The following is a 13000-nucleotide window of genomic DNA, read 5'->3' on the forward strand; positions in this document are numbered from 1 at the left end:
CACTATGTTGAGACGATATGAGTTGACTGATGAAGAATGGCTTCGCATTGAACCTTTATTACCTCCTGAAAATACTGGAAAACAAGGACGTCCAAGGAAAGACAATCGTATCATTATGAATGGAATTGTATGGCTTGCACGTAGTGGGGCACCTTGGCGCGATCTTCCTGAACGTTATGGTTCATGGAAAACTGTCTATAGCCGATTCCGAAAATGGATCGATGATGGTATCCTTGATAATATTTTCCGTATTTTAAGTCTTGAAGCAGAATTGGAAGAATTATCCATTGATGCTTCTATTATCCAGGCGCACCAGCATAGTGCCGGTGCAAAAAAAGGGGACCTTCAAATGAAATCGGGCATAGCCGTGGAGGAGCCAGCACCAAAATCCATGCGGCAGTAGATGCCTATGGATATCCAGTTTATTTAATGATCAGTGAGGGACAGCGTAATGATATCAATTATGCAATCCCTTTGCTCGATCAAATTGAAATAAACGGAAGCAATGTGTTAGCTGACCGAGGATATGACAGTAATAAATTACTTGATTATGTGTACGCCCGCGGTGGAGAGCCAACCATTCCATCCCGAAAGGGAGCTAAATTTGAACGTCATTGTGATTGGTGGTTATACAAAGAACGCCATTTAGTAGAAAAGTATTTTCTGAAATTAAAAGCATTCCGACGAATCGCCACACGTTATGACAAATTAGCTGCAACTTACTTGGGATTTATTTGTATCGCCTCAATATTAATTTGGTTAAAATAAACAATTTAAAATGTTTTTCAGACACGCTCTAGACCAATCAGTTGGAATAGGAGATTATTATGAGAAAAAGAACAACTTCAAGAGCAAAGGAAACTATTAAAGAAGCAACAACAAAGGCTACAGAAGCAGTCAAAGAGACAGTTGAGAAAACAACTGTAAAGGCTTCAGAAGTAATTGAAGAAGCAAAAGATGCTGCAGCTGATATTGCGAAGGCTCCGGTTGTAGAAGAAGCAAAAGAAACTGTAAAGAAAGCAGTAAAAGAAGTGGCTAAAAATATCGACATCAAAAAATTCGCAGAAACAACTATCGAATTACCTGGTTTTGCAGTTACAATGAGCTCCATCGAGGAAGCAATCAAAAAAGACATCAAAGACAAAGGCATCGAAGGAAAAGAAATCAGCGTTTATGTAAATGTTGAGCAGAAAGCCGCTTACTACACAGTAGACGGACAGGGCTCTGACGATTACAGAATCGACCTGAATACATTATAATCTGTAAGCATTTTTTATAAACCGAAAATGGATGTCTGCAGGGATCCGGAAAGAAAATCTGCAGACATAAAAACAGCAGGATTGTTCATAGAATGAACAGACCTGCTGTTTTGCTTATTTATGATAGAACCACACTGCGGCGGATATGGATGATATCTCAGGAAGCTTTCTGCTCAAACAGATCCTCCCTTGTAATATTCTGTGCCCATTTCCCCTGGCGGTAATGATGGAATACCCATGGCCATTTCACAAACTCATCTGTACAGAGCAGGAAGTAGACCCACAATACCGGAAGCTTCAGGACAAAGGCCGCAAAAAATCCCAGAGGTACCGCATATACCCACATATCAATGGTATCGCAGATCAGTCCGAACTTCGTATCACCGCCTGCGCGGAATACCCCGGCGATCAGGGCTGTGTTTACCGCAGAACCCATAATATAATAGGTATTGATAAGCAGCATGTACTTCAAATAATGCATTGCCCCGTCATTTAAGGATGCAAATCTCAGGACCAGAGGCGTGATGGCAAATACGATCACACCGCCAATGGCACCGGCTATAATGGTCATCTTCAGCATTCTGGAAGCATACACCTTCGATTTCTCCAGATCCCCTTTTCCCATTACATTTCCAAGAAGAATCGTTCCCGCACTGGCAATTGCAAAGCAGAACACAGAACCGATATTGCGCACAACCGTAACCAGAGAGTTGGCTGCAACGGCATCTGTTCCGAGATGTCCCAGGATCACAGAGTACATGGAGAAAGCAACACTCCAGGAAATGTCATTTCCAAGAGCGGGAAGTGACAGCCGGACGAAGTCGCCAAACAGCACCTTACTGCGGATAAACATAAAGGTCAGGTTCAATTTAACATCTTTGCTCAGGAAAGAAACGATCACGCATGCTGCCAGTTCGATCAGTCTGGAAGCAGCAGTTGCAATGGCAACACCTGTAGCCCCCAGCTTCGGTGCGCCGAAAAGCCCGAAGATAAAAGTAGCATTCAGGATAATATTCAATATAAAAGCCAGCATATTCAATGCCATACTGATCGTTACACGTCCGATACTGCGTAAAATCGCCAGATAAATCTCTGTAATTCCCCAGCAGAGATATGTAATTCCCATAATCCTAAGATAAGAAGAACCGATAGAGATCAGTTCCTGATCAGAAGTAAAAATCTTCATCATAAGCTGAGGAGCAGTAAATGCGATCAGTGCTACGATTCCCGAGATTATGATGGAAAAGCGGAGAGCAATTCCCTCGATCGCATGAATAGCCTGCATATTATTTTTTCCGAAATACTGCGCACACAGAAGAGATGCGCCTGTACCAAGTCCATAATATACCATAAACAGGATATTGGAGTAATTGGCAGCCAGAGACACCGCAGAAATCGCAGACTGTCCCACATAATTAAGCATAATTACATCTGCGGAGTTAACCGCTGCACTGAGCAGATTCTGGATAATGATCGGAATCGTCAGTTTAAGCATCTGCCGGTAAAAATTATCCTTACCGGCCGATAATGTGTTTATCATATTTACCCCCGTAATAAGTATTTGCCCGATCAGGCAGTTTTATTAGTCTGTTTTCAGCATAATCCTTCCGGCAGAAAAACGCTATCGGTATTTTGACTGATTTCTACGTTATTTTGACTTTTGAGCCCTTAAACAAATCAACTTTGCTTATAATACCTTGCACAAAAGAAGTCGGACTGATATAATTTCGTATGTATTTTGAGAGGAATACATACTGTGACTGATAAAAAATATAATGGGAGAAGTTTATGGCGACATTACAGCAATTAGATATGAATATTTTACTGTGGATCCAGGAACATTTAAGGGTGGATGCCCTGACTCCGTTCTGGAGAGCAGTCACCTTCCTCGGAAACGGAGGATGGTTCTGGATTGTATTATGTGTGCTTCTGATCTGTTTCGGGAAAACACGCAAAACAGGAGTGACAGCGGCACTCTCGCTGCTGTCAGGGTTTCTGATCACAAATCTGCTGATAAAAAATGCAGTAGCCCGTCCAAGACCTTTTGATACTTATACACAGATCATCCCGCTGATCACCAGACCGAAAGACTATTCATTTCCATCTGGCCATACCTGCGCTTCCTTTGCCGTTGCACTGGTCTGTCTGCGGATGCTGCCCGGGAAATGGGGAATTTTGCCTGTTGTTCTGGCCGGAATGATTGCTTTTTCCAGACTCTATCTGGGCGTACATTATCCGGGGGATGTTCTGGCAGGATTTCTGGTGGCACTGCTCACAAGTACAGTGGCATGCAGGCTGATGCGGAGAACATTTTCACCTCAGAAAAGCTGACCGGTTCAGAAGAAAACTTCCAGGGGGAAATACAAAAAAGATATGCAAAAATCAGCAGAAAAATATTCGAATGTAAAGTGTAAAGGATAATCTTGTAATGAACAAAAATGAAATCTATATAAAGAGCGGAACCAATTACAAAGAAATGACAAAGGAACTGCTGGCACAGTGCGGCCTGGCGTCTGTAATTTCAGATAAAAAGATGCAGATTGGTATCAAGCCTAATCTTGTATCACCTTCCGAGGCTTCATGGGGAGCTACCACACATCCGGAAATTGTGGCGGGAATTATTGAGTATCTGCAGGAAAACGGATATGGAAATATTGCCATTCTGGAAGGCTCCTGGGTGGGAGATAAGACCACAGAAGCATACGAAGTATGCGGATATCGTGAACTAACGGAAAAATATCAGGTGCCTTTTTGGGATATGCAGAAAGACAAGGGGATTGAAAGAGATTGCAGGGGGATGAAACTGAATGTCTGTGAACGTGCGGCAAATATTGATTTTCTGATCAATGTTCCGGTATTGAAAGGCCATTGTCAGACAAAGATCACATGTGCATTGAAAAATATGAAAGGATTGATCCCCAATACAGAGAAGTGTCATTTTCATGCGATGGGACTGCATGAACCGATTGCACATCTGAATGCGGGGCTCCATCAGGATTTTGTCGTGGTTGATAACATTTGCGGGGATTCGGATTTCGAGGATGGCGGAAATCCGGTAGTGATGAACCGTATCTGGGCGGGACGGATCCGGTACTGATCGATTCTTATGTATGTCAGATCATGCATTATACAACGAAAGATGTACCGTATATTGAACTGGCAGAGAAGCTTGGGGTTGGAAGTACTGATCTGAAAAATTCCCACATCGTATACTGTGAGGAAAATGCCCGCAAAGAACTTCCGAAATCAAGAAAAGTGGTAGAACTTCAGGATGCAGTAGAAGAAGTAGAATCCTGCAGTGCCTGCTATGGTTATCTCATCCCGGCTCTGGAAATGCTTAAAAATGACGGCCTTTTCGAGAAACTGGACACGAAAATCTGCATCGGCCAGGGATACCGCGGAAAAACAGGAAAACTGGGTGTAGGTGCATGCACCTGTAAATTTGAACATAACGTAAAGGGATGTCCTCCAACAGAGAATCAGATTTATGATTTCCTGAAGCAGTATATTCTGGGAGAAAATAAATAATATGATATCAGGGGCCCAGGTTCAAAAAGTCGTTCGTGCCTGCATGATAAGACTTTTGAATCTGGAACCCTGTTTGATTTTACAATGCCATCTTTATCATCTGTATAATTTTATCCTGCTCAAATTTACTGCTGTCAAATGCCAGATGATACTGGGAAATATCTTTCCATTTCTTATCTGTAAAGTACTCATAATAAGTACGCCGTTCTTTATCCACTTTCTTAACCAGCTTCTGTGCACTTTTTTCTTCCCGTCCTGTACGCTCGATGACAGTCTGTACACGATACTCAAATGGTGCATGGATAAATACGCTCAGGCATTTATTGTCGAGGATGTGATTGGCGCATCGGCCAACGATCACACAATCTTCTTTCTCAGCAGCATCCAGAATAATCTTTCGCTGAAGATCAAAGAGCACATCATTCATGGGAACAAAGTGAAAATCGCTGTCCATCTGAAGTTCATGGTCAATGGGAAAACGCCACTGGCTGCCACGTTTCTCATCAACCTTGGCAAGCAAATCAAAAGGAATATTCTCTTTCTGAGCTGCAATATCGATCAGCTCTTTGTCATAAAAAGCAAATCCAAGCTCTTCTGCCAGAGCTTTACCGATCAGGCGGCCATTACTGCCGAGCATCCTGTTTATTGTAATCACGCGTTTACTCATAATCAAACCCTCCTTTATGACATCTCTGTTATTGAACGATATAGATTCAGGCGGATATTCGCAAATTGTACCTGTTATCTGCAATTAACAGTGATAAGTCTTTTATTTGTGAACATTATAACATTGATACTCGAAAAAATCCAGTAAAATATATAAAAAACCAAATATATTACGAAAATATTTGGGTACAGTGCACAAAAACGATTCGCAATGAAACAAATGATACAGTTAATCCGATAATATTTTGAAAAGTGTTTTTTTGGATAGTTTTATCAATAGACACTTTTGGCTGTCATATGCTAGAATTAGAGTAATATTTACAGCAAGCAGCAAAGCGGATGATATTGTCCGCCTGACCAGGATTACTGCCGAGACATACAAGCCAAAATTCCATTGCCGCAGGCAATCTGGAATGAATTTTGGCTACGTTACTGAGAACGGAGTGAACAGTAACAAAAATTTATTTATGAAATAGAGGATATTTATAGATTTTTTCTTTAAGCTATGGTATTATATTAAATTGGCTGTCTGACGACAGATCCGAGTCAAAATATTACAAGAGATATGAAAAGTATGTAAGAAAGGGATACGATACATAATGCTGAAAATCAAAAGCTATGTAAAGGTAAACAGTCTGGCGGAAGCTTATGAACTGAACCAGAAGAAAACAGCCCGTATTCTTGGGGGAATGGTCTGGATGAAAATGGGCAACAGAGCAATATCCACAGCGATTGATCTTTCCGGTCTGGGGCTGGATGCGATTTCTGAGAATGATGACGAATTTGTCATCGGATGTATGACTCCGCTTCATGACCTGGAGACAAATGAAGCTCTGAATACCTACACACATGGAGCTATGAAAGAAAGCCTTTGCCACATTGTAGGCGTACAGTTCAGAAACTGTGCCACTGTGGGAGGAAGCATTTATGGAAGATATGGTTTCTCAGATGTTCTGACCATGTTCCTGGGAATGGATACATGGGTAGAATTATATGATGCAGGCCGTATTCCACTGACTGAATTTGTAAATATGAAGAAGGACAATGACATCCTTGTAAATATCATCGTGCGAAAAGAGCCACTTCTTACCTGTTACTTAAGTCAGAGAAACATAAAAACAGATTTCCCGGTGCTGACCTGTGCAGCTTCTGTGATCGGAAATGAGGCAAGGACTGTGATAGGTGCCAGACCTGCACGTGCCATGATCGTGGAAGATAAGAAGCAGATCCTGAAGAATTTCCGGAACATGACAAAAAAGCAGAAGGAAGAGGCGATCGAAGCATTTGCAGAATATGCGGCAGAGAACGTTCCTACTGCAGGCAATATGCGAGGATCAAAGGAATACAGAACCCTTCTTGTAAAAGTACTGACAAGAAGAGCCTGGGAAGCAGTAGGAGGGATGAAAAATGAATATTAATTTCTGGCTTAACGGAGTGAACCGCCACGCAGAGATCTCCCCGGATACACTGCTGATCGATTTCTTAAGAGAACAGGGCTGTTTCAGCGTGAAAAGAGGCTGCGAAACTGCGAACTGTGGTCTTTGCACAGTTCTTATGGACGGTCGTCCGGTGCTTTCCTGCAGTACACTTGCAGCCCGCATTGAGGGTAAGAAAATCGTTACATTGGAAGGAATGCAGAGAGAAGCGCAGGAGTTTGGAAGCTTTCTGGCGAATGAAGGTGCGGAACAGTGCGGTTTCTGCAATCCGGGATTTATCATGAATGTATTTGCGATGCTCAACGAGATCAAAGATCCCACAGAGGAGCAGATCAAAGAATATCTTGCGGGAAATCTGTGCAGATGTTCCGGTTTTGTTTCCCAGACAAGGAGTATCCTGAAGTTCCTGAAATATAAGAAAGCACAGGAGGAAGCATAAAGATGAAATATGTAAATCAACCTGTACGTAAAACAGATGCAATGTCACTGGTAACCGGAAAGCCTGTCTATACAGATGATCTGGCACCAAGGGACTGCCTGATCGTGAAGATACTGAGAAGTCCCCACGCCAACGCCTGGGTGGAAGATATTAAAACAGGTACTGCCGAGAAGGTGGCCGGAATTGCATGTATCCTTACTTATAAAAATGTGCCTCAGAAACGTTTTACCCTTGCCGGCCAAACTGCACCGGAGATGAGTCCGGATGACAGACTGATTCTTGACCGTCATGTACGTTTTGTGGGAGATGCAGTTGCCATTGTTGCGGGTGAGACAGAAGAGGCGGTAGATAAAGCATTGAAGAGAATCCGCGTAGATTACCGCGTGGAGACACCGGTTCTGGATATCCACAAGGCAAAAGATAATCCGATCCTGGTCCATCCGGAGGATGACTGGAAGCTGAAAATTCCTCTTGGCGGAGACAACAAAAGAAACTTATGTGCATCCGCAGTGGAAGAACATGGAAATGTAGATGAAGTTCTGGCAAAGTGTAAATATACTGTAGAGCGCACTTATCATACAAGAGCAAACCAGCAGACTATGATGGAGACTTTCCGCACAGCCTGCTATATGGATCATTTCGGCAGACTGATCGTTCTGTCCTCAACACAGATCCCATTCCATGTGCGAAGGATCGTTGGAAGGGCACTGGACATTCCTGCTTCCAAAGTACGTGTGATCAAGCCAAGGATCGGTGGCGGCTTTGGTGCAAAGCAGACCTCTGTCAGTGAGATCTATCCGGCGATCGTGACCTGGAAAACAGGCCGCCCGTCCAAGATGATCTTCTCCAGATATGAATCCATGATCTGCTCTTCACCGCGTCATGAGATGGAGATCACAGTACGCGCAGGTGCAGATGAAAATGGTATCATCAAGGCAATTGATCTTTATACTTTGTCCAACACTGGGGCATACGGAGAACACAGTTCTACAACAGTAGGACTCAGCGGTCATAAATCAATCGCTCTTTACAGACATACAGAGGCCTACAGGTTTGCTTTTGATGTTGTCTATACAAATGTGCAGGCTGCAGGTGCCTATCGTGGTTATGGTGCAACCCAGGGTATTTTTGCAGTGGAATCTGTAGTAAATGAGCTGGCACATAAGATGGGAATGGATCCTGTTAAGGTAAAAGAAATGAATATGCCTGTAGAGGGCGGTCCTCTTCCGGGATATCCGGATGTTCCTTATGCACAGAGCTGTTCCATGGACCGCTGTATGGCGCGCGCCAAAGAGATGATGGACTGGGATTCCAAATATCCATGCAGGGATATGGGAAATGGCAAGGTCCGCGGAGTCGGTGTTGCCATGGCTATGCAGGGATCCTCTATTGCAGGAGTTGACGTAGGCGGCGCAGATATTAAGCTGAATGAAGATGGTTCTTATACACTGGCACTTGGATGTACGGATATGGGAACAGGCTGTGATACCGTTATGGCGCAGATTGCGGCTGACTGTCTGAATACGCCTATGGATAACATAGTAGTATTCAGTGTGGATACGGATATTTCTCCTTATGATTCCGGCTCCTATGCTTCCGCTACAACCTATACCACCGGTGTAGCGGTTATGAAGGCCTGTGAGGAGCTGAAGAAAAAAATCTGTAAGCTTGGCGCAGAGATGATGGAAGTAGATGAGGGAAAAGTTGATTTTGACGGATCCTGTGTATTCTATGATGAGACACTTGAGATAAGCGATGGGGCAGACGGAAATGCAGCAGGTCATATGACAGATGCAGAAGAGGGCTATAGTGTTGATATGGATGCCATCAGTTCTGAAAATGCCCAGAAGAAAGTTTCATTGGAAGATATCGCATTAAAGAGCACTTTCTTTAACAATATCGAGCTTCAGGTTGTGAAACAGCATTCTTCACCGATCTCGCCGCCACCGTTTATGGTAGGTATGGCAGAAGTAGAGGTGGATACAGAGACAGGCAGTGTGGATGTTCTGGATTATGTGGCGGTTGTTGACTGCGGTACACCGATCAATCCGAATCTTGCACGTGTACAGACGGAGGGCGGTATTGCACAGGGAATTGGCATGGCTCTCTGGGAAGATGTACAATATACAGATAAAGGTAAGATCCGCAACAACTCTTTTATGCAGTATAAGATCCCAACCAGACAGGATATCGGAAATATCCGCGTGGATTTCGAGTGCAGTTACGAAAAGAGCGGTCCTTTTGGTGCCAAATCCATTGGTGAGCTTGTAATTGATACTCCATGTCCGGCACTGGCTGAGGCAATTTATAATGCAACAGGTGTGCGTCTGACAGAGCTTCCGATGACTCCTGAGAAGATTGCCATGGAGATTTTGAAAAACCGCGAATCCATCCGGTCAGGGACAAAGGTGGAAGAATGAGAGAATTATGCCTTGCCTGTGCAGGTTTTGCCCTGGAATTTATAGTTTTTTATGCAGCAGGCATTGTTCTGGTCCGGATATTGAAAGTAAAAGGGGATTGTTCCCTGACTTTCATACTGGGATATCTGGTTTACTTTGCAGTGTTTGAACTGGTGATCGTACCGATGACACTGAAATGGGTATCCCTGACAGCTGCGGCTTATATATGGGCAGGAATCATGGCTCTGGTTATCTGCGCAGCTGTGATCTGCACAATAAAAAAACAACGGAGAATACGTGCCGGACAAACGGAAACATGCAGTGGAATTTTTGGAAGCATTTCTGAAATATGGAAAAATCACTCTGTGATGATTATCCTTGCAGGTGCCGTAGTATTGCTGCAGTGTCTGATTGTGATCTTTTACGAGGATACAACAGTAGATGCGGCGTATTATGTAGGTACAGTGAGTACTTCTGTATACACAGATACTCTTGGCAGATATAATCCCTTTAACGGAGCGATCCAGAAGGCATTTCAGGCCAGATATGTTTTTTCCGCATATCCGATGCATAATGCAGTGTGGTGCAGACTTCTGGGAATCCATCCCATTGTGCAGGCAAAGCAGGTAATGTCATGTATGAATGTAGTGACTGCCAATCTGATCATTTATCAGATCGGTAAGAGACTGTTTGACGGAAACAGGAAGAAAGCAGATCTGATGCTTGTCTTTGTCTGTGTTTTACAGCTGTTTTGCGGTACGATTTATTCCTCCGGAACTTTTTTCTTTACCAGAAGCTACGAGGGAAAAGCTATCCTTGCCAACATTGCCATCCCTTCAGTTCTCATGTGTGCCGTCTGGTATCTGCAGGAGAAAAACAGCAGGAATGTCTGGATCATATTGTTTGTCACAGCGGTCAGTGCGCTGACATTTTCCGGTTCTGCTATCATCTTTCCTATCGTGATCGCAGCGGGAATGGCTCCGGCGGCAGTTATGAATAAGAGATTTTCGGGGCTGGTATATTGTGCAGTGTGTATGCTTCCATCGGCATTATATGCAGCTGTATTTTTTGCATGCAGAATCGGTCTGCTGACGCTGGCTGCATCATAATACAGAAAGGAGAAAAAAATGGCAGGTGTAACAATTCAGGAACTGGGACTGCGCTTTGTTGATGCATGTATGAGGCTGTACTGGGGTTCCTGCTGGTATCCTCTTCTGTTTGCTGTAGGACTGATCTGCACACTGGTCCTGGGGAGAAAAAGAAAGTCCGGGATATTTGTCGGCTATACAGTATTTCTGCTGCTGACAGTATATAATCCGCTGGTTGTAAAATATCTTATCGCAAAGGTGAAGTTTGAGAATGAATATTACCGGTTTATCTGGATTCTTCCTGTGATCCCGGCGGTTGCCTACTATGGAGTCAGACTTGTGACCGCTTTTAGAAAGACCTGGATAAAAGTTCTTATGGCTGCAGCTGTGCTGACAGGTTTTGTGATCCTGGGAAATCCGCTGGACGGGGTAGTGACCAATTTTGCAATGGCAGAGAATATTTATAAGGTGCCCAATGATCTGCGTGCAGTCTGCGACGTGATCCACCAGAACCAGGAGAATGATTTTCCAAGGGTTGTTTTTGACGGCAGTCTTAACAGCATTGTGCGACAGTATGATGCGGGGATCGCCACTGTAATAAGCAGAAATGCAAGTATCTACAGATCAGGCAGTACAGTGGCGGGAAACTATGATGAGAACAGCAGTTTCTATAAAAGACAGAAAGCATTGCTAGATGTGATCGATTATCATATCTATGAAGATAAAGAAGGGTTTCAGGCTGCGTTGAAGAAATCAAAGACAGATTTCGTAGTAACACAGATCGGGCTGGTTGACCATGATTTTCTGACAGAGTGTGGTTGTGAACTGATCGCACAGACGGAATCCTGCTACATTTACAGATTTGATTATAGCAAGCCTCGTAAATAATGCATATTGATCCGGCTCATCAGAGCGTGAAATTCTGCCAAGCTGTTTCAAATGCATTAATTAAGAAGCGTGCTATGATCGAAATATCATATATCTTACAAGAGAAGGAGAAAAGAAATGAAAAGTAACATAAAAAGACTTTCACTCTGCCTTTCAGCACTGATGCTGCTGATACTGGCAAGTCCGCTGACTGTACTTGCAGCAGAGGAAGAGGTGGCTGCATCTGCGAAATTTTACGGCACATTCTGGTCGTTGGTTCCGCCGCTTGTTGCCATTGCACTGGCACTGATCACCAAAGAAGTATACAGTTCACTGTTTGTAGGAATACTGGTTGGTGCACTGTTCTACTCTAATTTTAATTTCGAAGGAACAATCCTTCATATTTTTGAAGGCGGAATGATCAGCGTTCTGACAGATTCTTATAATATGGGTATCCTGATCTTCCTTGTTATTCTGGGAACCATGGTATGCCTGATGAACAGGGCAGGCGGTTCCGCAGCATTCGGACGCTGGGCCGGTAAGAGGATTAAAAGCAGAGTTGGTGCGGAACTCTCAACCATCATTCTTGGTATACTGATCTTTATTGACGATTATTTTAACTGTCTGACAGTAGGAAGCGTTATGCGTCCTGTGACAGATAAGCACAATGTGTCCCGCGCAAAGCTGGCGTACCTGATCGATGCCACAGCAGCACCGGTATGTATCATTGCACCGATTTCTTCATGGGCTGCGGCAGTCAGCGGATTTGTAGAAGGAGAGGATGGAATTACCCTGTTTGTACATGCAATTCCCTATAACTTCTACGCACTGCTTACGATCTTCATGATGGTGGCAATGGTTCTTATGAAAGTAGAATTCGGAACAATGGGAGTTCATGAGACAAATGCTTTAAAAGGTGATATCTACACAACACCTGCACGTCCTTATGCAAACGCGGCTGAAGATGAGAAAAGTAATCCGCGTGGCAAGGTGATCGATCTTCTGATCCCGATTGTAAGCCTTGTAATATGCTGCGTAATCGGTATGATCTATACAGGTGGTTTCTTTAGCGGAACTGATTTTGTAACTGCATTTTCACAGAGTGATGCATCTGTGGGACTGGTGTCTTGGAAGCTTCTTCGGACTGGTTATCACGATTGTTTTATATCTGATACGTCGTGTTATGAATTTCAGAGACTGTATGGCGTGTATTCCGGACGGATTCAAGGCAATGGTACCTGCAATCCTGATCCTTACTTTTGCCTGGACATTGAAGGCCATGACAGACAGCCTTGGTGCATCTGTATTTGTATCTGCA

General features: G+C 43.6%; 9 protein-coding genes and 3 pseudogenes. 10 read left to right on the forward strand and 2 right to left on the reverse strand.

Annotated elements, in window-relative coordinates:
- The first annotated feature begins 4 nt into the window (after positions 1-4).
- Positions 5-768, forward strand: a pseudogene (locus AC075L_RS02545) (IS5 family transposase).
- Positions 769-827: 59 nt separating this feature from the next.
- Positions 828-1259, forward strand: a complete 432-nt coding sequence (locus AC075L_RS02550; protein WP_008703348.1) for a DUF6465 family protein — start codon at positions 828-830, stop codon at positions 1257-1259.
- A gap of 157 nt (positions 1260-1416) precedes the next feature.
- Here AC075L_RS02550 and AC075L_RS02555 read toward each other — a convergent pair whose 3' ends face one another.
- Positions 1417-2799 (reverse strand): MATE family efflux transporter, encoded by a 1383-nt coding sequence (locus AC075L_RS02555; RefSeq protein WP_082433121.1) that lies wholly within the window; start codon positions 2797-2799, stop codon positions 1417-1419.
- A gap of 248 nt (positions 2800-3047) precedes the next feature.
- Here AC075L_RS02555 and AC075L_RS02560 point away from each other — a divergent pair, with 248 nt between their 5' ends.
- Entirely contained in the window at positions 3048-3590 is a 543-nt protein-coding gene (locus AC075L_RS02560) for a phosphatase PAP2 family protein (RefSeq protein WP_008703344.1), read from the forward strand.
- Between the two features lie 97 nt (positions 3591-3687).
- Positions 3688-4787: pseudogene (locus AC075L_RS02565) on the forward strand (DUF362 domain-containing protein).
- Positions 4788-4866: 79 nt separating this feature from the next.
- On the opposite strand, the gene AC075L_RS02570 reads toward AC075L_RS02565, so the two are convergent.
- Entirely contained in the window at positions 4867-5454 is a 588-nt protein-coding gene (locus tag AC075L_RS02570) for a cytidylate kinase-like family protein (protein WP_020993942.1), read from the reverse strand.
- A gap of 598 nt (positions 5455-6052) precedes the next feature.
- Between AC075L_RS02570 and AC075L_RS02575 the strand changes: the two genes are divergently transcribed.
- The 6 genes and pseudogenes from AC075L_RS02575 to AC075L_RS02600 all read left to right on the forward strand — a co-directional run.
- Entirely contained in the window at positions 6053-6871 is an 819-nt protein-coding gene (locus AC075L_RS02575) for an FAD binding domain-containing protein (protein ID WP_008703340.1), read from the forward strand.
- Positions 6861-7328, forward strand: coding sequence for a (2Fe-2S)-binding protein (locus AC075L_RS02580; protein WP_026648500.1), 468 nt, complete (start codon positions 6861-6863; stop codon positions 7326-7328). Before AC075L_RS02575 ends, AC075L_RS02580 begins: the two co-directional genes overlap by 11 nt.
- A 2-nt stretch (positions 7329-7330) precedes the next feature.
- Positions 7331-9748: a xanthine dehydrogenase family protein molybdopterin-binding subunit gene (locus AC075L_RS02585; protein ID WP_055199515.1), complete on the forward strand. Its 2418-nt coding sequence runs from the start codon at positions 7331-7333 to the stop codon at positions 9746-9748.
- Positions 9745-10836 carry a DUF6077 domain-containing protein gene (locus AC075L_RS02590; RefSeq protein ID WP_008703337.1) on the forward strand — a complete coding sequence of 364 codons (1092 nt, stop codon included), beginning with the start codon at positions 9745-9747 and terminating at the stop codon, positions 10834-10836. Before AC075L_RS02585 ends, AC075L_RS02590 begins: the two co-directional genes overlap by 4 nt.
- An 18-nt stretch (positions 10837-10854) precedes the next feature.
- Positions 10855-11703: a hypothetical protein gene (locus AC075L_RS02595; RefSeq protein WP_022381039.1), complete on the forward strand. Its 849-nt coding sequence runs from the start codon at positions 10855-10857 to the stop codon at positions 11701-11703.
- 162 nt (positions 11704-11865) lie between these two features.
- Positions 11866-13000 (forward strand): annotated as a pseudogene (locus AC075L_RS02600) (Na+/H+ antiporter NhaC family protein); the annotation flags it as partial.

It is taken from the genome of Blautia sp. ZXY-1-B12, assembly GCF_056339915.1.